The organism is Gemmatimonadaceae bacterium, assembly GCA_035606695.1.
Lineage (GTDB): Bacteria > Gemmatimonadota > Gemmatimonadetes > Gemmatimonadales > Gemmatimonadaceae > JAQBQB01.
The window spans coordinates 1-24,457 of the sequence record DATNEW010000039.1; the positions used below are offsets into that span (position 1 = coordinate 1).

Annotated in this window: 23 protein-coding genes; 6 read left to right on the forward strand and 17 right to left on the reverse strand. The window is 64.0% G+C overall.

Annotation, left to right across the window (positions count from 1 at the left end; genetic code table 11):
• Positions 1 to 207: 207 nt before the first annotated feature.
• From VN706_20700 to VN706_20745, 10 genes are all read right to left on the reverse strand, one after another.
• Positions 208 to 1,611 (reverse strand): pyridoxal-phosphate dependent enzyme, encoded by a 1,404-nt coding sequence (locus tag VN706_20700; GenBank protein HXT18062.1) that lies wholly within the window; start codon positions 1,609 to 1,611, stop codon positions 208 to 210.
• Positions 1,608 to 2,021, reverse strand: a complete 414-nt coding sequence (locus VN706_20705) for an energy transducer TonB (GenBank protein ID HXT18063.1) — start codon at positions 2,019 to 2,021, stop codon at positions 1,608 to 1,610. Before VN706_20705 ends, VN706_20700 begins: the two co-directional genes overlap by 4 nt.
• 28 nt (positions 2,022 to 2,049) lie before the next feature.
• The gene (gene mutS / locus VN706_20710; GenBank protein HXT18064.1) at positions 2,050 to 4,647 is read right to left on the reverse strand and encodes a DNA mismatch repair protein MutS; all 2,598 of its coding nucleotides are present in this window, start codon (positions 4,645 to 4,647) and stop codon (positions 2,050 to 2,052) included.
• A gap of 5 nt (positions 4,648 to 4,652) precedes the next feature.
• A complete protein-coding gene (locus VN706_20715) occupies positions 4,653 to 5,522 on the reverse strand; it encodes an SPOR domain-containing protein (GenBank protein ID HXT18065.1) in 870 nt (289 codons plus the stop codon).
• Between the two features lie 16 nt (positions 5,523 to 5,538).
• Entirely contained in the window at positions 5,539 to 6,600 is a 1,062-nt protein-coding gene (holA, locus tag VN706_20720; GenBank protein HXT18066.1) for a DNA polymerase III subunit delta, read from the reverse strand.
• Between the two features lie 81 nt (positions 6,601 to 6,681).
• Positions 6,682 to 7,224 (reverse strand): zf-HC2 domain-containing protein, encoded by a 543-nt coding sequence (locus VN706_20725; GenBank protein HXT18067.1) that lies wholly within the window; start codon positions 7,222 to 7,224, stop codon positions 6,682 to 6,684.
• A 216-nt stretch (positions 7,225 to 7,440) separates the two neighbouring features.
• On the reverse strand, positions 7,441 to 8,076 hold the full coding sequence (locus VN706_20730; GenBank protein ID HXT18068.1) for a sigma-70 family RNA polymerase sigma factor: 636 nt from the start codon (positions 8,074 to 8,076) through the stop codon (positions 7,441 to 7,443).
• Between the two features lie 287 nt (positions 8,077 to 8,363).
• Positions 8,364 to 8,924, reverse strand: coding sequence for an NUDIX hydrolase (locus VN706_20735; GenBank protein HXT18069.1), 561 nt, complete (start codon positions 8,922 to 8,924; stop codon positions 8,364 to 8,366).
• Complete coding sequence (locus VN706_20740; protein ID HXT18070.1) at positions 8,921 to 10,303, reverse strand: pitrilysin family protein; 1,383 nt, start codon at positions 10,301 to 10,303, stop codon at positions 8,921 to 8,923. Before VN706_20740 ends, VN706_20735 begins: the two co-directional genes overlap by 4 nt.
• Positions 10,300 to 11,613 carry a pitrilysin family protein gene (locus VN706_20745; protein ID HXT18071.1) on the reverse strand — a complete coding sequence of 438 codons (1,314 nt, stop codon included), beginning with the start codon at positions 11,611 to 11,613 and terminating at the stop codon, positions 10,300 to 10,302. Before VN706_20745 ends, VN706_20740 begins: the two co-directional genes overlap by 4 nt.
• A 66-nt stretch (positions 11,614 to 11,679) precedes the next feature.
• On the opposite strand from VN706_20745, the gene VN706_20750 reads away from it, so the two are divergent.
• Complete coding sequence (locus tag VN706_20750) at positions 11,680 to 12,594, forward strand: alpha/beta hydrolase (protein ID HXT18072.1); 915 nt, start codon at positions 11,680 to 11,682, stop codon at positions 12,592 to 12,594.
• On the opposite strand, the gene VN706_20755 is transcribed toward VN706_20750, so the two are convergent.
• Positions 12,551 to 13,162: a YdcF family protein gene (locus VN706_20755; protein HXT18073.1), complete on the reverse strand. Its 612-nt coding sequence runs from the start codon at positions 13,160 to 13,162 to the stop codon at positions 12,551 to 12,553. The two genes, VN706_20750 and VN706_20755, sit on opposite strands and share 44 nt — an antisense overlap.
• Before the next feature lie 94 nt (positions 13,163 to 13,256).
• Here VN706_20755 and upp point away from each other — a divergent pair, with 94 nt between their 5' ends.
• Positions 13,257 to 13,904: a uracil phosphoribosyltransferase gene (gene upp, locus VN706_20760; protein HXT18074.1), complete on the forward strand. Its 648-nt coding sequence runs from the start codon at positions 13,257 to 13,259 to the stop codon at positions 13,902 to 13,904.
• A 99-nt stretch (positions 13,905 to 14,003) separates the two neighbouring features.
• Here the strand turns inward: upp and VN706_20765 are convergent, their stop codons facing one another.
• Entirely contained in the window at positions 14,004 to 14,657 is a 654-nt protein-coding gene (locus VN706_20765) for a DUF2225 domain-containing protein (protein HXT18075.1), read from the reverse strand.
• 194 nt (positions 14,658 to 14,851) lie between these two features.
• Here VN706_20765 and VN706_20770 point away from each other — a divergent pair, with 194 nt between their 5' ends.
• Positions 14,852 to 15,790: a DUF2268 domain-containing putative Zn-dependent protease gene (locus tag VN706_20770; GenBank protein HXT18076.1), complete on the forward strand. Its 939-nt coding sequence runs from the start codon at positions 14,852 to 14,854 to the stop codon at positions 15,788 to 15,790.
• Between the two features lie 12 nt (positions 15,791 to 15,802).
• Here the strand turns inward: VN706_20770 and mnmE are convergent, their stop codons facing one another.
• From mnmE to rpmH, 5 genes are all read right to left on the reverse strand, one after another.
• The gene (gene mnmE, locus VN706_20775) at positions 15,803 to 17,206 is read right to left on the reverse strand and encodes a tRNA uridine-5-carboxymethylaminomethyl(34) synthesis GTPase MnmE (protein HXT18077.1); all 1,404 of its coding nucleotides are present in this window, start codon (positions 17,204 to 17,206) and stop codon (positions 15,803 to 15,805) included.
• Positions 17,207 to 17,217: 11 nt separating this feature from the next.
• Positions 17,218 to 17,994 (reverse strand): MBL fold metallo-hydrolase, encoded by a 777-nt coding sequence (locus VN706_20780; protein ID HXT18078.1) that lies wholly within the window; start codon positions 17,992 to 17,994, stop codon positions 17,218 to 17,220.
• A gap of 10 nt (positions 17,995 to 18,004) precedes the next feature.
• The gene (locus VN706_20785) at positions 18,005 to 19,714 is read right to left on the reverse strand and encodes a YidC/Oxa1 family insertase periplasmic-domain containing protein (protein ID HXT18079.1); all 1,710 of its coding nucleotides are present in this window, start codon (positions 19,712 to 19,714) and stop codon (positions 18,005 to 18,007) included.
• Positions 19,715 to 19,770: 56 nt separating this feature from the next.
• Entirely contained in the window at positions 19,771 to 19,983 is a 213-nt protein-coding gene (yidD, locus tag VN706_20790; protein ID HXT18080.1) for a membrane protein insertion efficiency factor YidD, read from the reverse strand.
• Positions 19,984 to 20,379: 396 nt separating this feature from the next.
• Positions 20,380 to 20,544 (reverse strand): 50S ribosomal protein L34, encoded by a 165-nt coding sequence (gene rpmH / locus VN706_20795; protein ID HXT18081.1) that lies wholly within the window; start codon positions 20,542 to 20,544, stop codon positions 20,380 to 20,382.
• 282 nt (positions 20,545 to 20,826) lie between these two features.
• Between rpmH and dnaA the strand changes: the two genes are divergently transcribed.
• The 3 genes from dnaA (at position 20,827) to VN706_20810 (ending at position 24,438) form a co-directional block, all read left to right on the forward strand.
• On the forward strand, positions 20,827 to 22,212 hold the full coding sequence (dnaA, locus tag VN706_20800; GenBank protein ID HXT18082.1) for a chromosomal replication initiator protein DnaA: 1,386 nt from the start codon (positions 20,827 to 20,829) through the stop codon (positions 22,210 to 22,212).
• 343 nt (positions 22,213 to 22,555) lie between these two features.
• Positions 22,556 to 23,668 carry a DNA polymerase III subunit beta gene (dnaN, locus tag VN706_20805; protein ID HXT18083.1) on the forward strand — a complete coding sequence of 371 codons (1,113 nt, stop codon included), beginning with the start codon at positions 22,556 to 22,558 and terminating at the stop codon, positions 23,666 to 23,668.
• A 107-nt stretch (positions 23,669 to 23,775) separates the two neighbouring features.
• Positions 23,776 to 24,438, forward strand: a complete 663-nt coding sequence (locus tag VN706_20810) for a DUF4126 domain-containing protein (protein ID HXT18084.1) — start codon at positions 23,776 to 23,778, stop codon at positions 24,436 to 24,438.
• The last annotated feature ends 19 nt before the right edge of the window (positions 24,439 to 24,457 follow it).

Below are 24,457 nucleotides of genomic sequence, written 5' to 3' on the forward strand. Positions count from 1 at the left end.
CTCCGGTCGGAGTTCCGCTTGGTGAGCTCAGTTGCTCCTCCCTTCGGCGCTGCGCACCTCCGGTCGGAGTTCCGCTTGGTGAGCTCAGTTGCTCCTCCCTTCGGCGCTGCGCACCTCCGGTCGGAGTTCCGCTTGGTGAGCTCAGTTGCTCCTCCCTTCGGCGCTGCGCACCTCCGGTCGGAGTTCCGCTTGTAAAGCTAGTAAAGATCATCTCGCCATCAGGTAGTTGAGCATGTCCGACCGCGTCACGATACCCTGCACCGCGCCATTCGAGCGCACGAGCACCGCGGGATTCGACTTCGAGAGCAACTTGGCGACCGCGTCGACCGGCTGCCCAACTTCGACCACCGGGAAAGGCGCGTCCATGATCTGGCTCACCGTCGCGTCGAGCAGTTTCGTGTCATCGAGACTCTTGGCCGACAACGACCAGTCGCTCACCGAGCCCACGCAATTCGTGCCGTCCATGACGGGCAGCTGCGACACATTGTGCAGCGACATCAGTCGGAGCGCCTGACGGACGGTCGTCCCAGGCGCGACACTCACGATCACCGGCGTGTCACCGTCGCCGCGTGACTTGTGCTCGAGAAGCATCGACAACGTCGTGCGATCGGCCTCGAGCAACTGATTTTCTCGCATCCACTCGTCGTTGTAGAGCTTCGAGAGATACCGCTCGCCCGTATCCGGCAGCGGCGCCACGACGAGCGCGTTCGGATCGTCGAGCCGCCGCGCGACGTGCAGCGCCACGTGCACGATCAATCCGCTCGATCCGCCGACGAACAATCCTTCCTCGCGCGTCAGCCGGCGCGCCATCGCGAACGACTCCTTGTCGCTCACCGTCATGAAGTCGTCGATCACGCCCATGTCGAGCGTCCCGGGAATCTTGTCCTGGCCAATCCCCTCGACCTTGTAGGGGACGCCCTCCGGCTTTCCTTCGCCCTTCGTGCGCCACATCTCGGCCAGGATCGACCCGACCGGATCGCCGGCGATGATTTGAATTCTTGAATTCTTCTCTTTTAAATACCGTCCGACGCCGGTGATGGTACCCCCGGTGCCCGCCGCGTAGACGAAGTGCGTCACTTTGCCCTTGGTCTGCTCCCAGATTTCGGGACCGGTCGTCTCGTAGTGCGCGCGCGGATTCGCGTCGTTGTAAAACTGGTTGGCGAGAATCGCGTTCGGCGTCTCGTGCGCGATGCGCTTCGCCATCATCACGTAGTTGTCGGGATGATCCGGCGGTACCGCCGTCGGCGTCACGATCACCTCGGCGCCGAACGCCTTGAGCAGCCGCACTTTCTCCTGCGACATCTTGTCGGGCATCGTGAAGATGCACTTGTAGCCCTTCGCGCGCGCCGCGAGCGCGAGCCCGATGCCCGTGTTGCCGCTCGTGCCTTCGACAATCGTACCGCCCGGCTTGAGCCGCCCCTCGACCTCCGCCTGCGCGATGATCGGCGCGCCGATGCGATCCTTGATCGAGCCGCCGGGATTGAAGATCTCCGCCTTCGCATAGACAGGCGTGCGAATGCCGCGTGTAACGCGCGTCAATCGAATGAGCGGCGTCCAGCCAATCAGGTCGTTGACGTCGTCAAAGGGCGTGAGATTGCGGGGTGGTGTCATTGGTTTAGGATCGTGTCGCCCGGCAATGGCCGCGCCTCGGGATGGCGGAAAAACACCGGAAAGAGCACCGTGACCGGCACCGCCTCTCCGTGCAGCTTGGCCGGCACGAATCGCAACTCGCTCGCTCCGCGCAACGCCGCGCTGTCGAGCGCCGGAAATCCACTCGGCTCCTCGACGCGCGTCGAGTCGGCGGACACACGACCGTCGCGATCGATGAACAGCTTGAGCGTCACATTGCCCTGCACCTTTCGCGCGTAGAGCGCCGCCGGATACTTGAACGGCAGCCCGGACGCAACGAGGGCGGGAAGCTCGTCGGGCGCTGGGCGTTGCGTGCTGGGCGATGGGCGATGTTGGTCGCGCTTGCATGCCATCGTCACGCTCAGCAGGGAGAGAACGGCCCATCGCATCATAGCGGGAAATCTATCCCGCCCCCGACGCTCAGCGCGAACGCTTCGCCTCGTCCGCCAGGCGCGCGAGAATCGTCAGCGCGTCGATTGGCGTGATCATATTGACGTCGAGCGATGCCAGCCGTTCGACAACAGGATGCGGTGCCGCGAACAGGCCGAGTTGGTCCGAGGGCGCCGGCGGGTTTGCGCGGTTCCGAATGCCCGTTTCGCGTTTCCCCACCAGATGCTCGCCCTCCAGCACCGCCAGAATCTCTCGCGCCCGCTCGATGACGCCGCGCGGGAGTCCGGCAAGGCGGCCCACCTCGATTCCGTACGATCGGTCGGCCCCGCCCGCCTGCAATCGATGCAGAAACAGAATCTGATCTCCGACTTCGCGAACCGCGACGTTATAGTTACGAAGTGATACTAATTCGTCGGAGAGTTGGGTAAGCTCATGATAGTGCGTCGCGAACACGGTTTTGCAGCCGACGCCGTCGTGCAGGTGTTCCGTCACCGCCCAGGCGATCGACACACCGTCGTACGTCGCCGTGCCGCGGCCGATCTCGTCGAGCAACACTAGACTGCGCTTCGTCGCCGTGTGCAGGATCGCGCTCGTCTCGCTCATCTCGACCATGAACGTCGATTGGCCGCGTACGAGATTGTCGCTCGCGCCGACGCGCGTGAAGATGCGGTCGCACACGCCGATCGTGGCCGCGCTCGCCGGCACGAAGCTGCCGATCTGCGCCATCAGCACGATCAATCCGATCTGTCGCAGCACGGTGGACTTGCCGGCCATGTTCGGGCCGGTGAGGATGATCATCCGCGCGTCGTCGGTGAGCGAAAGATCATTCGGGATGAACTTGTCGCGCGGCATCATGCGCTCGACCACGGGATGCCGCCCCGCCGTGATCTCGAGCGCAAATTCATCGCTGATCACCGGGCGCACGTAGCCTTCACGCGCCGCCACATCCGCCAACGTGCTCAACACGTCGAGCTCGGCGATCGCGCGCGCGATCTGCTGGAGCCGAGCAATCTCCTTCCCCGCCGCGGATCGCACGGCGTCGAAGAGCTCGCGCTCGCGCGATTCGATCCGCTCCGCCGCGGTCAGCACGCGCTCCTCGTACTCCTTGAGCGCCGGCGTCACGAATCGCTCGCCTGACGTGATCGTCTGCCGCCGCTGAAAGTCCGGCGGCACGAGATGCAGGTTCGAGTTCGTGACTTCGATGTAGTAGCCGAACACTTTGTTGAAGCCGACTTTGAGCGATGCGATACCGGTGCGTGTGCGCTCATCGGCCTGAATGCGTGCGATCGCATCCTTCCCGCCGTCGCGCAAGTCGCACAATGCGTCGAGGTCGGCGTCGAAGCCGCGGGCGATCACTGCATCCTCGCCAATCGCGATCGGCGGGCGCTCGACGAGCGTCGAACAAATACGCGACGCCAATTCTGCCGCATCGTCCCATCGCTCGAGAATGTCGGCGAGACGTCCGCTTGCCGCGACGCGATGCAGCGTATCGGCCACCGCGGGTAACGCACACAGCGAGTCGCCCAGCGCGCGGAGCTCGCGCGGCGTGCTGCGTCCGGCGGCCGCCTTCGCGCCAAGTCGCTCGATGTCGCGCACGTCGTCGATGGCGTCGCGCAGCGCCTGGCACGCGATGACGGTGCCGGCGAACGTCGAGACGGCATCCAGACGCGACTCGATCGAGGTACGCTCGGTGAGCGGCGCGAGAATCCATTGCCGCAGCAAACGCGCTCCCATCGGCGTCGCGGTGCGATCGAGCACCGACAGGAGCGTTCCTTCCGTTCCGCCGCCGCGCAGGGATTCCACCAGCTCGAGATTGCGCCGTGTCATTTCATCGAGCGGCATCACGCCGCCAGGCCGCTCGACGATCGGGCGCGCGAGTTGCGGCACCCCGCTCGGCTGCAGCTCGCGCAGGTAGCGCAGCAACGCACCTGCCGCCCCCACGACGAGCGTGTCGTCCGCGGCGAGACCGAGTCCGTCGAGCGACAGCACGCCGTATTGGCGCGTGAGATCTTCGCGCGCGAGAGGTTCGTCGAATTCCCACGCGTCTCGTTCCGTGACGAGAGCGTCTTGCCGGTAATCGGGAATCGGGAGTCGCGAGTCGGTTGAGACGAGGATTTCGCGCGGCGAGAGGCGCGCCATCAGTGCATCCATGTCGATCGCGCGAGCGAGGATCAACCGCAGCTCGCCCGTCGAGATGTCGGCTGCGGCAACGCCGACGAAATCACCGATCGCCGACTTCAACGCCACCACGAAGTTGTTCCGCGCCCCATCCAGCAAATCATCCGAGAACGCCGCGCCCGGGGTCACCGTCTCGATGACTTCTCGTCTCACCACGCCTTTCGCGACTTTCGGATCTTCGACCTGCTCGCAGATGGCGACACGAAAGCCTTGCTGCACGAGCCGGCGGACGTAGTCGCCCGCTGCCTTCACCGGCACGCCCGCGAGCGGCACGTCGGATGCGCCGCCGTTGTTCCGCGACGTCAGCGTGAGACCGAGGACGCGGGAGGCTGTTTCAGCATCCTCATAAAACATCTCATAAAACTCGCCCATGCGGAAAAACAGGATCGCGTTTTGGTGGCGGCCCTTGATCTCGCGATACTGCTGCATGAGCGGCGTCGGCGACGTCATCGTCGTCACTTGTCGTCGCGGCCGATGTCGGTGACGAACGTCGTGATCTTTTTCTCTTTGAGCACTTTCTGCTCGGTGGCCGCGGCCGCGCGCGTCGGATATCGGCCAATGCGCACGCGATACAACTTCCCGCTCGGCACCACGCGCGCGTCGAGCTTGCGTGCCTTGAGCCGCTTCGCGAGCGCCTCGGCATCCGCGCGCGACGTGTAGGCGGCCACCTGGAGCGTGAACTTCGCTGTCGCGTCCGACCGCTCTCGCCGCCCGGTATCTCGCGACGGAGAAGAGACCGACGGCGGCGCGATCGGCACCGCGCCCCGCGGACTCACGTCGTTTGCGATGCAGCGCGGTGAGTAGTACTCGAGCTTGTTTCGATTTTCAACGTCCGACCGTGGTACTTCGCTCAACGCATTTCGCAGCGCCGAACACGCGCTCGGCAACCGATTCAGATCGAACAGCATCGGCACCAGCTGCATGTGCGCGCGCTGTCGATCCGCGGCCTTCGGATTGTCGAGGAGATACTCCTGCAGATGTTCGGAGGCTGAGATCCGATCGCCGCGCGCGGTCTCGAGCTGCGCCAGCTGGAACAGCGCATCCCCCGTCTTCGATGCCAACGGATACTCGACGACGAGCCGGCGATAGTCGCGCTCCGCGTCCTGCGGCGTCGCGGCGAGCGCGGCCCGCCAGTACAGCGCGTCCGCGTACACGGGGCTGTCCGAATTGTTCGCGGCCAGTACCGAGTCGATGAGCACGCGGCCGGCGGCGCCGTTGCCGCTTACCACGAGCTGTTTGGCGCGCGCGAACACCGCGTCCGCGCCGGAGGATGTTTGCGCGCCGGCGATCGACGCGGCTGCACACAGGAGGACGACGAAACGCATGCGTCTGTTCAGGTGTTCAGGCGGCGCGGCGACGCGATGGCGCGCCGCACAATGAGAGCACGAGATTGGAGAGGAGCTGTTCTTCCGACGACAGGCGCGTCTCCTTGAGCATCGCGTCCGCGTTGAGGAGGGCGTCCAGCGCGTCGTCGATCGCGCGCGGCGACCAGCGCTCTGATTCCCGCGCACACGTCGACACGAACTCGGACCATGATCGGCCCGTGTATACCGATCCGGATTGTTTCAAGAGCTCGAATAGCTCACTGCTCAGCCGCGCGGGATGCGTGCCGCGATCTCGTGCCGCCTGCGCCCAACCCATGACGAGCGTTTGCGCGGCGAGCGCCATCACCGTCGTGACGCCGCTCGCTTTCGGTTGCTGCAACACGACGGGTAACATCGTCAACGCCGACTTCGCGTCACGCCGCGCGACCGCGTCGAGGAAGTCGCCCATCGTTTCACCCGGGCGCACGCCGACGACCGCCGTCACCGCCGCTTCGTTGATCGGACCGCCGCCGGTGTAGCTGATCAACTTGTCGAGCTCCACCTTGAGCTGCGCCAGGTCCGTGCCCGCGGCTTCCTGCAACAGCGTGACGGCGCCTTCGGTGATCGTCGCGCCGAGATCGTGCTCGACGTAGTATGCGATCCACTTCGGAATGCGTGCGCCGCTCAACGGTGCGTACTCGATCGCGACCGACATGTCGGCGAGCTTCTTGTCCACTTTCACGCCGGCCGGCGCGACCATCAGCAGCAGGAGGTCGGGCGCGGGCCGCTTGAGATACCCGTCCAGCATGGCGCGCGCGTCCTTCTTCAGCGCGGTGACGTCGCGAAGCCACACCACGCGGCGGTCCGCCATCATCGGCGGAGTGCTCAGCACGGAGCCCAGCGTTTCGGCATCGACGTCGCTGCCGCGAAGCGTCTCGAAGTTGAAGTCGCGCGTCGCGGCATCGACCGCGACGGCGAGCACGCGCTTCACTTCTTCGTCTTTCAGGTAATCGTCTTCGCCAAAGAAGTAGTACGCCGGCGCGAAGGCGCGCTCCTTGATTGCGGTGCGCAGAACCTTGGCGTCGGAGACGGGCGACATGGCGCTGAATATAGGCTTTCGCGCGTCGATTCACACAAAAAAGCCGGCTCGCGGCCGGCGGTCTTTCGCCCTATGGACGCTCTAGCGTCCCAACTCCGTGTCGCGCGTCTCCATGCTCGCAAAGCGCATCGGCGCCTGACCAACCATCCAGACCGCGGGCCAGACGGGAATGCCAGTCGGCACGGATGCGAGCGCGGCATTGGCCATCGACGCCGTGCCCGGCATCGGATCCTGCGCACCCGTAAACGCCGTCGCAATGCCTACGCTATCGCTCGGCGCGAAGTAGCGCGTCGTCTCGACCGTCATGTACGCAACCGCAACCAAGCTCGCGGCAAGCGCGGCGACCGCGGCGATCGATGTGTAACTGGGCCGCGATTGCACGACGTCGGTCCGCGAAATCGGTCCGAGCTCCGCGAGGCGCGCGTTCAACCGCGCCATGAAATCGGGCGACGTCTCGATCGGCGGAAGATTGTGCACCAGCAGCAAGCTGCGCCGAACCCGCACGTCCTGTCGCGAACAACCGGAACAAACCATCACGTGTCGCCGCATGGCTTCCATCTCGACCACAGGCAGCAGGTCGTCCACGAATGCAACGTGTTTGTTCCGAAACTCACGACAGTCCATCAGTCAGCTCACAACGGTGGGTGATTCGTTCGCCCTTCCGTACCCGGTGTCGTAGATGCGGTTCCAGAATATGCGTTAGGGCCGCGTGGCGGGAGGGGTTGGAGGGGTTGCGTGGGAATCGGCGACCGGGACCCGACAACGAAAAGGGGGAGCTGCCGGCGTCAGCCGCAGCCCCCCCTCGCTACCCCCTCGCTACCCCCGACGATGACTACCGATTCAGTCGATCTTCGGCTCGATGATCGAGGCAAATGCGTTCCGCGCCCGGTTCAACCGCGACTTCACCGTGCCGAGGTTGCAGTCCGTGATCTCGGCGATCTCTTCGTATGACTTGCCCTCGAGCTCACGCAGCACGAAAACCTGGCGATGATGCTCCGGCAGCTTGGCCACCGTGTCTTCGACGAGCTCGCGGAGATGACGCTTGCGGTACATGTCATCCGGTCGCGACGACGAATCCTCGAACTGCAGAGGACGGTCCTCGTCGTCCCAGTTCGCCCTGATCGTCTGGAACAAAACGAGCGGATTGCGCGAGCGATTGCGCAGCTCGTTCTTCGCAAGGTTGGATGCGATCGTGTAGACCCACGTCGAGAATTTCTTCGTCCGATCGAATCGGTGAATATGCCGGTAGACGCGAATGAAGACTTCCTGCACGAGATCCTCGGCCTTTTCGCGATCGCCGATCGTGCGGTATATGAAGTTCACGAGGCGCGTTTGATAGCGCTCTACGAGTTCCTGAAATGCGCGCTCTTCACCGCCGAGGAAGGCAGCGACCACCGTCGCGTCATCCTGCGAACGGAGCCTCTCTCGCGTCGCCGAACCAGGCAACGCTGCGCGCTTCATTGCGAGCTCAGCCATGATAGCCGGTGCCCCCTTGGCACTACAAAAAGGAAAACGCTGGGACGAGTCAGAAGGATTCGGCGTGCCGCCTTCCAGTCCCCGGGCCGTGAAAAAGCAGATCGTATGCCCTATTAGACGCCGGCGATCCAATAGCGTTAAGTGCTTGTTGGTGAATGTTTTAGGCACTCTCTAGCATTCGGCGCGACAGGGGCGGGTGTCTCAAAATGGCGACACCGGCGGGAGACAACTGTCTACCGCTGTCTCCAGTTCGACACGCCGTCCAATGCTCGAGGTTGCTAGTGCTTCTACCGGCCGGCGCGGAACCCGGCGGCGAACAGGATGCCCAATGCCGTCTTCGCGTCCTTGATCTGGCCTTCCTTGATCAACTGGAGCGCGCGCGAAAGGGTCATCGTCTCCATCGTCATGAACTCGTCGGCTTCATGACTGGTCTCGCCATGCTGGAGCCCGCTGGCGAGGAAGAGGTGGATCTTCTCATCGGTAAAGCCCGGCGTCGTAAAGATGGTCGTGAGGAACTCGACCGTCTGCGCCGTACAGCCCGTTTCTTCCTTGAGCTCGCGAACGGCGCACGCCTTCGGATCTTCTCCCGGATCCAACCGTCCGGCGGGAATCTCGTAGACGTACCCATCCGCGGCGTAGCGGTACTGCTTGATCAACAGGATTTGCGGATCATCCCCGGCAGCGTCGCTCAGAAACGGGACGACCGCGCTCGCGCCTGGATGCCTCACCATGTCCAGCTCGCCGATCGTGCCGTTCGGGAATCGAACGGTGTCGCGGTCGAGCGTGATGATCTTTCCCGTGTGTAGCCGCACGCTGCTGATCTTGCCGGGCTCGATTTCGTCGGTCATGCGACGGGCTGTCCCGATGCGTCGTACACCGTCAGCGGTCCGAACTGCATTTTTTCGAGCGATAGACGCACGCTCGATGGATCGCCGACCACGACCATTTGCAGTGCGTCGGGATGCAGATACGTCTGTGCCGCGCGGAGGATCTGGTCGGTTGTCATCGATCGCACGCGTTCGCGATAGCGGTCGTAGTAGTCTTCCGGCAATCCGTGAATGACGAGCACCGACAGCGCGGCCGCGATCGCGGCGGTCGTTTCGAAGCGAATGGGAAAAACGCCTTCGAGATAGCTGGTTGCCAATGACAGTTCGTCGTCGCTCACCGGCGCCGCGCGAATGCGGTTGATCTCGAGCAGAATCTCCTTCGCCGCTTCGTGTGTGATGTCGGACTTCACAGCGGTGTGCACCACAAACGGACCTGCTTGGCGACGCCAGTCGAACCCCGAGAACGCGCCGTATGTGTATCCGTGCGCTTCGCGCAGATTCAGGTTGATGCGCGAGTTGAACAAGCCGCCAAGCACGGCGTTCATCACGTTCGTCGGAAAGAAGTCCGGGTGATTGCGAGGAATACCGACGTGACCGATTCGCAGCTCGGATTGCGGCGCATCGCTTTTGGCGATGAGATGCACCGCGCGCTCGCGATGCCCCGGAAGATCGTCCGCCACGATTCGCACGCGCTCGCCACCGCTCCAGTCGCCGAGCGCGCGTCGCGTGAGCTCTTCGGCGCGGTCCACCGTGATGTCGCCCGTGACGATGACCGTCGTTGCCGCCGGAACGAATCGCGACTCGTAAAACGCGACGATGTGCTCGCGCTCGACGGCATCCACGCTTTTTTCGTCGCCGCCATCGGGTCGTGCGTAGCGAGAAGTCGGCACGTACAGAAAGCGTGAGAATAATTCGTCGGCGAGTCCGCGCGGCTCCGCGCGCAACTGCAGCAGCTCCGCCAACCGCTCGGCCTTGAGTCGCTCGACTTCGCGCACACGAAACGCGGGCGTTCGCACGACCTCGCCGAGTAAGTCGAACGCGGCGGGCAGGTGCTCGGCAAGCGCCGTCATGGTGACGGCGGCGGCGTCCCAATCAGCCGACGCATCGACCGACGCGCCGAGCGACTCGAAGCGCTCGATGAGCTCCGCGCCTTCGCTGCGCTCGGTTCCCTCGAGCAGGAGTTTGGCGGTGAGTTGCGCCGTGCCTTCGCGTCCAGCGGGATCGCAGACGGAGCCGGCGTCGACGAGCACCACGACCGTCGCGAGCGGCAGCTTCGTTACGGGCGCGACGACGAGATCGAGTCCGTTCGCGAGTTTCCGCCGATGAAAGCGAGGGAAGTGATATTCGCCGGGCGGTCCCGGAACCGGTCGCGGCGACTTACTCGTTGCCGGCGCGGTCATTTGGCCTCGCTTGCGGCGCCGCTGCCGACGAGCTCACCCGGTCGTTCTTCGCGCGGGACATAGAGCAGGCTCGCGCGGTTGTTCTCGTCGAGCCGCGCACGCACGAATTCGTTGACACCGTCGGTCGTGACCGCGCGATACAATCCCACCTCGGTGTTGATGCGCTCCGGATCGCCGAAATAGGTCGCGAACATCGACAACCGGTCGGCGCGCTCCGAGGCCTCTTGAATACCGGCAACGAACATCGTTTGAATGACCGCGATCGCCCGCTGGACTTCGTCGTCCGTCACGCCGTCTCGCACGAGTGTGTCGATCTCGTACGCAACTTCCTGCTCGAGCTGCTCCGCGCTGATGTTGGGGCGCGCGGTGACGTCGACGACGAAGAGATCGGCGCCCTTCGACAGATCATACGTGAACGCAGACGCGTCGGCGGCGACTTGTCGTTCGCGCACCAGCCGGCGGCGTAGACGACTGCCGTTGCGAAGACCGAGCACGGCACCGGCAACGCTGGCTGCATAGTAGTCGTCGCTGCCGAACACCGGCGAGCGGAAGGCCATGAACAGACGCGGCAGCATCACATCGTCGGGGACGACTTCGCGCTTCCACTGTCCGAACACGGGCGGCAGCGACATGTCCGGCAGCGGCGGCCGATTCGTGCCGGCGGGGATGTCGCCGAAGTGCTTTTCGATCAGTCGCCGCGCTTCGCGGGGATCGAAATCGCCGGCGATCGACAGCACTGCATTGTCGGGCGTGTAGTACGTCGCGAAGAACTGCGCGACGTCGGTAAGGCTCGCCGCGGTGAGATCCTCCATCGATCCCATCAGCGAGTGATGGAACGGATGCTCGGAAGGAAATGCGAGCGCCGGCAATTTTTCCATCCAACTGCCGTACGGCTGATTGTCCATCGTCCAACGCCGTTCGTTCATCACGACGTCGCGCTGGGTATCGAGCTTTTGCTGCGTCATCGCCGGCAGGAGCTTGCCCATGCGATTCGCCTCGAGCCACAGCGCCAGCTCCAGTTGATTCGACGGCAGCGTCTCATAGTAGTTCGTGCGCTCGAGCCACGTCGATCCGTTCAGCGTGCCGCCGGCGCGCTGTACGAGCTCGAAGTGTTCGTTCGCCTCGACGTCCGCCGATCCTTGAAACAGCATGTGCTCGAAGAGATGCGCAAAGCCGGTGCGGCCTTCGGGCTCGTTCGCCGAGCCGACATGGTACCACAGATTTACCGCCACGAGCGGGGCGGTGTGGTCCTCCGACAGCGTGACGAAGAGCCCGTTCGACAATCGGAATGTTTCGATCGGAATGCGCATCGCTCTAAATTGCACTCGCCCGGAATGCACTGGAACCCTGTCGCCAGGACATCGGCTCGAACACGCGTGACCTCCGTTCTCGTTCTCGTCGCCTGCGGCTTGATGCTGCTGTACGTTGGACTGCTCGCGATGCTCTGGCGAATCCAGGAGCGCATCGTGTTTCAGCCGCCGGCGCACCCGCCTGAAACACATGTCGACGCGACGCGCGTGGACTACCGCGCGTCGGACGGCGTTTCCTTATTCGCCTACGTCGTCGGTGATTGTCGTTCCGCGCGCACCGTACTACTCGCGTTTCACGGCAATGCCGATCTCGCGCGCTGGTTCGTGCCGTGGGCGACCGAGGTCGCCCGCCGCACCGGCGCGTGCGTCATTCTTCCCGAGTACCGTGGATACGACGGCCTCCGGCCATTTCCCTCGTACGCCACGTCCGCCGTCGATGCACGCGCCGCATTCGACTACGCCCGCGAGACGCTCGGCGTTCCCCCGTCCCGCATGGTTTTCTTCGGCCACTCGCTCGGCAGCGCGATCGCGGCAGAGCTTGCCGCGGTCGAGATGCCGCATTCCCTCGTGTTGCAGAGCCCATTCTCGACGGCGCGCGACATGGCGGCACGCATGTTTCTTCCTGGATTGACGCTGTTTTGGGGTGCCGTATCTCGCGTACACTTCGATACAATTGCGCGCGTCCGCGGTCTTTGCGCGCCGGTGTACGTCGCGCACGGCGACGCCGACCTCATCATCCCCGTGCGCATGGGCCGCGAAGTGTTTGCCGCGGCCGCGTGCCCGGGCGAGTTGTTGATCGTGCACGGCGCTGGACACAACGATGTCGCCGGTGTTGGTGGAGGGGCCTACTGGGAATGGCTGGCTCGTGCGATACGCGGCGAGGTCGCCGGCGCTACGGGTCCCGGCGCTACGGGTCCCGGCGCTACGGGTCCCGGCGCTACGGCTCCCGACGCTGCAGCAGAAACGCGATCGGCACCTTGATCGATTCGGCCAGCGTGTACTTCCACGCTTCGCGGCGATTCATCGAGATGGGGCTGGTTCGCGTCGGCGATGTGTGCGGAATGAGTCCCAACCGGCGCGCGAGAATCGATAGGCGCAGCATGTGGAACGGATCACTCACGAGGATGACGTCGCGCGTGGGCTCGGCGTCCATGAGTGACGCGACATGTTCGAGCGATGCCGACGTCGTTCGGCCGGAATTCTCGATCATGATCGCGCGCGCCGGCACACCATGCTCTATCGCGTAGCGCTGGCCGACCGCCGCCTCACTCGTCGTATCGCGATCGCCGAAGCCGCCGGTGAAGATGATCTTCGGTGCCAGGCCGCGACGCCACAAATCGATCGCGTGATCCAGCCGCGCACGCAACACCGGCGACGGCCGGCCAACATACTGCGCCGCGCCGAGGACGACGATCGCCGACGAAGGCTGCGCGGCGTCGCGGCGCTCCCAGACGATGACGCCGGCCAGCGATACGACCCACGCGCCCACCATGAGCGCGCCCAGCAACCAGCCAAGCTGCCACCAGTTCGCTCGTCGTCGTGGACGCATCCGCGCGGCGCGGCGCCTACACCGGCGCCAGCGACATCGTACCGCCGGATGCGTGGGATTCTGTCATGGTCGCGAAATTAGTAGTTTGCGCGCCATGGACACCACCCCCGCATTTCCGACCCTGCGCATCGTCTCGCACCCGCTCGTGCAGCACAAGCTGAGCATTCTGCGCGATCGCGAGACGCCGACCAAGATCTTCAAGGAGCTCGTCGACGAGATCGCGATGCTCATGGCGTACGAGGCGACGAGCGATCTCGCGGTCGAAGACGCGGTGGTCGAGACGCCGCTCGAGCGAACGGTTGGACATCGCGTCAGCGGCAAGAAGCTCACGCTCGTTCCCATTCTTCGCGCCGGTCTCGGGATGGTCGAAGGCGTGTATCGCATCATGCCTGGTGCGCGCGTGGGGCACATTGGTCTCTATCGAGATCATGACACGCTCGAGCCGGTGGACTACTACTTCAAGGTGCCGAGCGATGCATCCGAGCGCGATTTCTTTGTGCTCGACCCGATGCTGGCGACTGGCGGCAGCGCCGCCGCCGCGGTGAGCTCACTCAAGCGCGCGGGCGCGACGCGCATTCGCTTCATGTGTCTGGTCGCGGCACCCGAAGGAGTGAAGCGGCTGGCCGGTGTGCATCCCGACGTGATGATCTACTGCGCGGCGTTGGACCGCGAGTTGAACGAGCATGGGTACATACTGCCGGGACTCGGCGACGCGGGAGACCGGTTGTTCGGAACGCGGTGAGCGATGGGCGCTGGGCGGTGGGCGTGAAATCAAAAGGCGACGGAATCTTCTCCGTCGCCTTTGCCGTTTCGCCCAACGCCCAGCGCCCACCGCCCAGCCCTACCCGAACCACTCCCGCGGACAATCCCGCTGCTGTCGCGCCGCGTCGATGACCCACTGCTGCGTCTGCGGATCCACGATTTCGGAGACCACCCGATTGAACCAGGCGCTTGCGAGCTTCGTGTCCCCCACTCGCCTCCACAGTTCGCCGACGAGATACGTCAGCACCGCTCGCTCGTCGCGCGCCACCCCGTCGAAGCTTCCGAGCGCCTCTTCGAATTTCCAGCCGGCCTTCCGCCGGAAGAACCGCTCCGCTTCGATGTCCCCTTCATCCACACAGCACCACGCGGCGCGCAGCAGCAGATCCGCGACATGTCGCGCTTCCATCCCCTGCCACTCCGCGACCTTCGCGGCGGCTTCGTACTTCTCGGAGCCCGTGAGTGTGCCGCACGTCACACACGGCGCGAGCTCATTCCACACGCGCTCCTTCAGCCCCGTGGAGACTTCAGTCTCATCCGTGAAGTCGCGATCGGAGCCCGAATAGCCGCAGCGATTGCACGTGTGAATGAGATAGGGCAGCGGCTGCGTGCCGGCCGCGCGCTCATGAAAGTCGGTGCGCTTACCACCGAACGAATTCGTCGACACCACCGTCTGCGAGCGGAATCGCGTCTCGCAAATGGGGCACTGGAGTTCAACTTGCTGTAGCGTCGTCATCGGTGCATCTCCTCTTCCACTTCCGCTATCCCCGCCTCCCGGAATGACGTAGAAGGGAAAAACTGTGCCATTTGCCGAATGAGTCGTCGTTTGGTCGCATGTTCTACTTGTTGGGGTATCAGCCGCTTACTATCATTCGCGCGTCCGAGTAACACGGAATTCGTGTCGCGACGCCCTCCCCGCGCCCGGTCGAGATGCTGATCAACCTGCTGCCAGACTTCTTCACCGTTCTCGATAGCACCGACCGACTCGCCGCCTACCAGCGCTACTTCGCCAGCCACCGCAAGCTCCTCGAGTCGTACTGGCACAACTACGTCATCGATCCCGACAGTCCGCATTTCACGGACATCGCGCGCTCGACTGTCAACGCGAATCGCGCGGATCTGCGTACCATGCTCGAGCGCACGGACATCGTATCGCTCGCGCGCAACACCGAGCAGCAGTGCCGGGAATTGCTTGCGATGGATTGTGACGTCGACGTCGTGATCATGGTCGGCGTCGGCGCCGCGAACGCGGGTGAGCTCGTCGTCGACGGCCGCGGCATCGCGTTCGTCTGCCTCGAGCACTTCACCGGACAAACCAATCCACAGACCGAAGGCTTGGGCCTCGATCCGGAGCTCGTTCCTCTGTGGCTCGCGCACGAGATTGCGCACGTCGTGCGCTACACGTCGCCGACGAGCCGCAGCGAGATGAAGGAGATCATCGAGCAGGCTGCCGGTTACTACTCGTACTGGGACACCGGCCGGCGGGCCACGCTACGCGAGCTGCTGGTCAACGAAGGGCTCGCGGTGAACGTCGCGCGCACGATCAGCCCCGGACACGCGGCGTGGGAATACTTCGGGTACGAGCGTCGGCAGTACGCCGACGTCAGGCAGCTCGAGTCGGTGATGTCGAAAGCGATCTCGCCGGATCTCGATCAGTCAGGCTTGGGCCTGCGCCTTCGCTATCTGTCGGGCGGCATGAGCGACGAGGCGCGCACCGTCGATCATTACGTCTTGCCCGAACGCGCCGGGTATTACCTGGGCGCGCGCATGTGTGAGCCGGCGATCGCGGCGAACGGACTGGCCTGGGCTCTCCGCGCCAACGCGCGCGAAATCACCGCACTCGGCCACATGGCGGCAATGACCGCCTAGCGCGGCCTCGCGTCATTTCCCGACACAGAACCTCCGAAAGACTTCGTCGAGCACGTCCTCGACGTCGACGACGCCAATCAAATCTTCTAACGCACCGACCGCCGCGCGCAGGTGAACCGCCGCAACCGGCGCGGGCACGTCATCGTTCGTCCACCGATCGCGAAACGCGCGTACTTCGTCGAGCGCCGCACGAATCGCAAACGCGTGACGTTCGTTCGTCAGGATCGGTGCATCCGGCGTAGCGGTCTCTGCCCCGTGCGCGGCAAGCGACGCGGCGACGTCGATCAGCTCGGTCAAACCTTCGCCGGTTTCGGCGCTAACCGCGACCAACGGGCGCTCGCCGATTTCGTATCCGCCGCCGATCGTCTCGCCCGGGCGCAAGAGATCGCTTTTCGTGCGAACCATCACGACCGGCGTATCGTCGCGCTCAGTTCGCTCGGCAAGCGCTCGTTGGATGTCGCGCAGCGACTGCTCGTCGTCTCCGCAAGCCAGCACCACCGCCGCGCGCGCGATGTATGAGGTGCTGACTTCGACGCCGAGACGCTCCACCGGATCCACCGCCTCGCGCATGCCTGCCGTATCGACGAGCCGCAGCGGCAAGCGCGGCGTGTCGATGACCGCCTCGATCGCATCGCGCGTCGTGCCGGGAACATCGGTCACGATCGCCCGCCGTTCGCCGAGGAGTGCGTTGAACAGCGAGGACTTGCCGACGTTCGGCGCGCCGGCGAGAACCACGAGCGCTCCCTCGCGCACGAGCTCACCGGTGTGCACGGTCGCGGCCAAGCGGGTCAATGCGTCGACGACGCGATCGGTTGCCGCGATTATGCGCGCCGGCGCAATAGGACCGTCGTCTTCCTCAGGAAAATCGATGTCGTACGCGATCAGCGCCTCGAGCCCGACCAGCTCGTCGCGCAGCGCCAGAATGCGCCGGCTCAAACCACCATCGAGTTGCGTGAGCGCCACCTGCTGCGCCGCGCGCGACGTCGCCGAGATCAGATCACCAACCGCTTCCGCCTGCAGCAAGTCGAGCTTGCCGTTCAACAACGCGCGGCGCGTGAATTCACCGGCTCGCGCGAGTCGAGCGCCGCGTGCGATCAGCGCTCCCGTGATCGTCACGGGCACGAGCAATCCGCCGTGGGTGATGATTTCCACAGCATCTTCGCCGGTGAACGAGGCCGGTGCGTCGTAGCGAATGACGATCGACTCGTCGAGGAGAACGCCGTCGGCGCCGTGAACTCGCGAGAGCGTCGCGATGCGTGGCAGGTTCGGCCACCGCTCGACGGCGTTGCGCGCGATGTCGTGCGCACGCCTTCCGGAAACGCGAATCACCGCGAGTGCGCCGCGGCCGCTCGCCGTCGCGTTGGCGACGATCGTGTCGGAGAGATCGAACGGGTTGTCGGTGACGATGGCGGACATGCGCGGGCCGTTCAGGCGGCGCCGATGCTCAGCGATTCACCCGGCTCGATGATCTTGACCGCGGTCGCAAGGTGGTGCGTCGCCAATCGCGCGCGCAGGCGGCGAATGGCGTCGTGCGCGGTCGCCGTCACGTGGCGGAAGGTGCCCCAGTGGTAGGGCACGAGCGTTTTCGCACGAAGACGCTCGAAGAGTGTGAGCGCGTCTTCGTGCGTCAGATGACCCTTTCGAAATCCCGGCTTCCACCAAGGCGCGTACCCGATCGGCAGGAGCGCGAGATCGAGCTCGCGCCCGTTCTTCCACAGCACGCGCTCGACCAGATGATGTGTATCTTCGACCAACGCCGTGTCGCCGGCGAAGAAGATCGTTTCGCCGGCGTCGAGCAAATACATGTTCGCGTCGCTGCGCCAGCGGTCGAAGCCGTAACGATTGCCGCGATGTGTGGCGCTCGCCGCGTGAATTTCGACGTCCTTCACGCGCACCGAGCCACCCGGCGCGATATCGACGGCGTGATCGAACCCCAGACGGCGAAGCCATTTCGCGATCACCGGCGGCGCGAAGAGCGGAATCTTTCGCGACAATCGCTCGAGCGACTCGAACGACAGGTGATCAGCGTGCGCGTGCGTGAGCAGCAGCGCGTCGAGCGACGGCAACTTGTCGAGCGCGATACCGGGCGCCGAGACTCGCGGAAGCAGCCGGCCCAGCTTCGGATCGAAGTTGGGATCGGTGAGAATGGTGGCGCCCCCCAGCTCCAGGAGCAGGGTGGCGTGGCCGATGTAGGTGACTTTCACCCGGCCGATCTCATTTTTTTCCGCGTCCGGGATCGGGCGCTTTGACGCCCGACTTCGCACGCTCGCGCGACAGCACGATCTGCTGCGGCAGCGCCGCGATGTTCTGCACCGCGTAATACAGATTCAACCCCGATGCGAAATTCAGGAACATCATCGTAAACATCGCCGGCATCATGTAGCTCATGACCTTCGCCTGCGGATTCGGCGGCGCAGCCTTCATGCCGATCCACGAGAGCAGGAACATCGATGCGCCCATGACGAGCGGAATGATGTAGTACGGATCACGCAGCGAGATGTCCGGCAGCCACAGGAACGACACGCCGCGGAATTCAATCGTGTTCTGAAAGACGAAGTACAGCGCGAAGAGCACGGGCATCGGCAACAACATCGGCAGACAGCCGAGCATTGGGCTGAGCGGGCTCATGCCGTGCGATGCGTACAGCTTGACGAGCGCTTCGCGCTGCTTCTCGGGCTCGTTCTTGTACTTCTTCTGAATCTCCGTGAGCTCGGGCTGCAGGCGCTGCATGCCGATGCTCGTGCGCATCGCCTTTTGATTGAGCGGCCACAGGATGAGCCGAATGCCCACGCCGAACAGCACGAGCACCCAGCCGTAGTTCACGTGGAAGTTGGCCTTCATCCAAAGGAGCACGCGCATCACGATCGTCGCGAACGGCTGCACGATGCCGTGGAGCCAGCCGGCGTACGGATTCACATTCACGAGATCGTTGTCGAGCGCACGCAGCTCCTGAAACGACTGCGGCCCGATGTACATGTCGAATGCGATCTGGGCAGTGCCCGCGGCGAGCGGATAGCTCGTCGTCGCATAGGCCGTCGGCGCCACTCGACCAACGCGTACACCGCCGCGCATCACGAGGCCGCGAAAAACGCCCACGGGTTTTTGCGCGCCGACGGGCTGCATCAGCGCCACGAGCCAATACTTGTCGCGCGCATTCACCCACTGGAACGACCCGGTGTCGGTGCGCACGGTGTTCACGTCGAGCTTGCTGAACGGAACGCTCGTCGGATCGCGAAGCGGCAGCTTGTAACCGAAGGCGAAGTGCCGCTGATCGTCGAGCGTGTCCGCTTCGTTCGACCGAAAGGTCGAAGGAAGATCGATCAGCAGCGCGGATCCCGGCGGCGCATTCGTCACTGTGCCGCGCACCTCGGTGCGCAACCCGTCGCCGACCGGCGTGTACGCGAGCGTGATCGCCGGCGAGCTCGAGGTAAATGTCGTCGTCGCGCCGCTCGTCGCCGAAGTGAACGACACCGTATCGAGCGCGATCGTATCGGCGCCGAGTGCGAGGCGATAGTGCAGCAGTGCGGAGCGCAGTGGTGCGATGATCAGCGTCCCGCCTTTGCTTCCGGGCCTCAAGCTGTGGAACCCCGTGACCTCGACGCGCGCCGGTGCGGCGCCGGGATTGGCGTAGACCTGCTGCGTGCGCGCGCCCTGGACAGTGACGCTGTCGACGGGGCGCTGCGGCCGCGGTTCGCTCATCGAGGGTCCGACCGTCGCCGTCGTTGTCGCCGTCGTGGCCGACGCAGGTGTCGAGGCGGCTGCCGCGGTGCTCGGCGCATTTGTTGGGGCCGGCGGTTCCGCGGCTGTCGACGGCTGCGCCGACGTATCCGGCTTGACCGGACGTCGTGCGGACGGGAAGAGAATCGGCGTCACGACGATGACGATCGCCATCAACGCGAGTGCGAGCAGAGTGCGTCTATCCATTTATCGAGATGCGATTGGTGCTAGGCGTGCTAGGCGTGCGATGCATGCGATGCGTGCTACGGCACTGGGTCGTATCCACCCGGGCGAAACGGATGGCAACGCGCGAGACGACGAATGGCGAGCCAGCCGCCGCGCATCGCGCCATGCTTTTCCAGCGCTTCGATGGCGTAGGCGGAGCAGCTTGGATAATAGCGGCACGATGGCGGCAACATCGGACCCAGCGTCACTTGATATCCGCGCACGATCGCCACGAGAATCGTACGCATCATGAGGGGCCGCCAGTTTCGTTCGCATGCTCCGCCGACGGTGCGAATCGTGTCGCGACTGTAGCAACGTCGGTCCCGAGTTGTTCCATGGTGGCGGCGTAAGCCTCGCGTCGCGCACGGATGGCGACGTCGGTAGACACACCGGTCGCGCTCGCCGATCGAAGCGCGGGCAGCAGCGCGAGGCGCGCCCATTCGCGCAGGCGGCGCTTGAGCCGATTCCGATCGACCGCGCTGTGTTGGTGTCGAGGGACCACGATGCCAATGCGAGAAATGCCGAGAGGGGAAGCGAGGACTCGAACGTCGAGATGTTCGGTCCGAATTCGCTTCCCCTCTCGAATGACGGTCTGAATATCCGGACCCCGCGTGAGCCGGTGCTGACGCGGAAAGTCGAAGCCGTCGTTATGCGCCTGCGTACTTGTCTGGCAGTTTGACGGTCAGGCGCTTGCGCCCCTTCTTGCGGCGGCGGCTGAGCACTTCACGTCCCCACTTGGTTTCCATGCGTGTGCGGAATCCATGCGTCTTGATGCGGCGCTTGTTCCGGGGACGATATGTCGGCTTACCCATGAGCGACTCCAAAAACGGTGCGTGCGAGCGACGGCGAACAATTTCGAACTGCAATGCAGTCGATAAAGCTATCTAGGGAAGGGAGATAGGGCAACCGGCGATGGGCGTTGGCGGTGGGCGTTGGGCTCGAGCCTGGCATGGCCGTCAGATTTGTGATTCCGCCGCTCGCCAAGCCGCGTTGTTGCGCCCAGCACCCATCGCCCTCCGCCCATCGCAATTGCTTTTTCCACATTGCATCTCTAGCTTCGCTCCCCCGCCTCGTTTTCCACAGTACTACGCGAGATGACGCTGACCGCCCACGACGCCTGGAGCCGCCTGCTCGACCGCGCTCGCCACGAGCTGCCCGAGCAGACTTTCAAGACCTGGCTCGAGCCGACCGAGGCGCTGTCGCTGGAAGGGACGACGATCCTCGTTGGCTGCCCCGACCAATTCGCCGCGGACTGGAACGAGTCGAAGCACGCGGAGCTCTTGTCGGGCCTGGCGCCGATTGCGTTGGGTCACCCGCTGTCGGTGATTTTTCGTGTGACGGAAGAGCGGCGTGCTCGCCCGCAGATGGATCTTTTCGTCGCACCCCCGCCGCAAAAGCAAAACTCGGCGCAGAGTGGCGCCACCATCTCGCCACCACTAAGTGATCGATACACGTTCGACTACTTCGTTATCGGCAAGTCGAACGAACTCGCCGCCGCCGCCGCTCACGCCTGCGCCCAAGCCCCCGGAAAAGTCTACAACCCCCTCTTCATCTACGGCGACACCGGACTCGGCAAAACTCACCTGATGCAGGCCATCGCCCACGAGATCGTCCAGCGAAAGCCCGAAACCCGCATCACCTTCATCGGCACCGAGCAGTTCACCAACGAGCTCGTCGCCGCCATCCAGAGCCGAACCACCGCCGACTTCCGCCGCCGCTTCCGCGAAACCGACCTCCTCCTCGTCGACGACGTCCACTTCCTCAAAGGCAAGGAAGCAATGCAGGAAGAGTTCTTCCACACCTTCAACGCGTTGTACGAAGGCGGCCGTCAGATCGTGCTCACGAGCGATCGCCCACCATCCGAAATCCCAGGCCTCGAAGCCCGCCTCGTCTCCCGCTTCCAATGGGGCATGGTCGCGGACATCGAGCTCCCCGACCTCGAGCATCGCATTGCCATCCTGCGCCAGAAGGCACATCTGGACCACCTCGAGCTCACGATCCCCGAGGAAGTCATCCGCTTCATCGCCGAAAATGTTCGATCGAGCGTGCGCGAGCTCGAGGGCTCGATGATCAAGCTGCTCGCATACGCATCGCTCAAACACCGCGAAATAACGGTCGACGTTGCCCGCGACGCGCTGCGCGACAAGCTCAAATCCGCCGATGGAACTCCCGCTGGCGGTCCGGCCCTCAACACCTACGCCATTCAAACCGCCGTGGCGAAGGAGTGGGGCGTGACCACCGAAGGCCTTCGCTCCAAAACCCGCACCAAGAACCTCACCATCCCGCGCCAGGTCGCCATGCACTTCATGCGCGAGCTCCTCAGCATGCAACTCGTGGAGATCGGCGCCTCCTTCGGCGGACGCGATCATTCGACCGTCATTCACAGTCTCGAGCGCGTCAACGCGATGATGAAAGAAGATCCGGCGTTCGCGCAGCGCATGGGAAAGATTCAGGCGGCGTTGGAAAGCCTGCGCGATTGAGCGACATCGCCTCTTTTTTCCACACCGTCAACCGAGTTGTACAGAGTTGTACAGAGTTGTTGCGGAGTTTTCCTGAGATTTTCTCATCGACTCCACCCGCACGAGGCACGGCATCTGGACAACGTTGCTTCCCCACATGAGATCCACAGCCGGACCTATAGGCGAACTGATTGATCTGGTGTAAGTTCCAGCGGTTTTCCACGCCTCCACAGTCTCTACTACGACTACTAGTTAATAGCTCTTATTTAGGGTACTACTAGGGCCCGCCGTTTTTGCACAATTGGACGAAAGTCCAATGCTCGACTCGCCGACGCACCACGCACAGGACGTTAGAGGAGCCGCGATGCGGTTTACGATCTCCCGGGAAAAGTTGCAGGAAGGTCTGGCCGCGGTCACCGCGAGCATTCCAGCCAAGACGACGCTACCGGTGCTCGCCAATATCATGGTCGAAGCGACGGAAAAAGGAATCCGTCTCTCCGGCACCGATCTCGATATCGCCGTCACGACAGAAGTCGCGGCTGATGTCGAATCAGCCGGCGCCATCACCATCCCCGCAAAAAAATTGAGCGAGATCGCCCGCGAGCTGCCGCCCGCGCCGGTACGCATTGCGGCGGCAGGTGAGCAGCGTGTCACCCTCGACTGCGGCCGCTCACATTTCAAGATTCTCGGACTTCCGCGCGACGAATTTCCCGCGTTTCCGAACGTGCGCTTCAACGAAAGCTGGCGCATTCGCTCCGGTGACCTGCAGAAGCTGATTCAGCACACCTCGTTCGCCGTCTCCACCGAAGAAAGCCGCCCGATTCTTAACGGCGTCCTCTGGGAGCTCGAGCCCGAAGTGATGCGCATGGTCGCCACCAACGGCCATCGTCTCGCGAAGATGGACATGCCCGTGAAGTCCAGCGGCGCTCCATCGGGCAACTTCATTGTGCCGCCAAAGGCGCTCGAACAAATCCGCCGGCTGTTTCCCGAAGACGAAGAGCTCGAAATCGCCAGAGGCGAAAATCATCTTGGCTTCCGCTCGCCGTTCACCGCGGTGTACACGCGATTGATCGAAGGACCCTACCCGCCGTACCCGCAAGTCATTCCGAAGGACAACAATCGAGTGGCGATCGCGGACCGCACTGCGCTGACCAGTGCGCTGCGCCGCATGTCGATCATCGCGTCCGATCAGACCCATCGCATCCGGTTGTCGTTCAATGCCGGCATGCTCAAGCTGAGCGTGCAAACTCCGGATTTGGGCGAGGCGAACGACGAGCTCGCAATCCGCTACACCGGCGACCCGCTCGATATCGGCTTCAATGCCAACTACCTGCTCGAGGTTCTGCGCTACATTCCAACAGAAGAGGTTCGAATGAGCTTCAAGGCGCCCGAGCGCGCCGCGATGCTCGAGCCGGAAGGCTGGGCCGATCCGGCGTCGTACCTCTGCATCGTCATGCCGCTACGGCTGCTCGACTGAGCTCGGCGACGCTCCCGCCGAAAGGGAGCTAGCTACGCGGAATTCCGAGTAGAAGCGCGAAGCGCCGAAACGAGGAAGACCCGGCGTAGCAAGGGAGACCGGTCGAAGTGTTGAGTCTGATCACGCTCGTACAGGGCCTCGGACTAGCGTACGCGGCCGGTCTCAACCTATACGCCGCCGTTGCCATCACAGGCTTGGCCGTGCGATTCGGGTGGGTGCACAACGTTCCAAGCACGATCGACGCATTCGGCAATGTCGGCGTCATCGGCGTTGCGCTCGCGCTGTACGTCATCGAGTTCGTCGCGACGCTCATCCCCGGCGTCGCCTCCGCGTGGGAAACGCTGCACAGCCTCATTCGGCCGCCCGCAGCCGCAGTGCTTGCCGCCGCCACCGCGTGGCACGCCGACCCCATCATCGTCCTCATCGCCGCGCTCCTCGGCGGCGGCCTCGCGATCACGACGCACACCACCAAGCTCGGCCTCCGCTACGCGATCGACGCGTCGCCGGAGCCCGTAACCAACGGCGTCGCGAACATCACCGAGCTCGCGCTCGTGAGCACCGTCGCCATCGCAATCTGGTCGCATCCGATCATCACGCTCGCCGTCGCCGTCGTGTTGCTCGCGTGCCTGGTGATGATGGTGCGCCTCATTTGGCGCGCGCTTCGCCAGGTGTTCTCCGGCCGCTGGATGCCAGCGCCGGGTCTCATGCAGGCCCCGCGCGTGATGGAGCAGCGAGGCCGCGGCGCCGCTTCGCCCGACGATCTGGATTGACCACGGACAACGCCTGAGA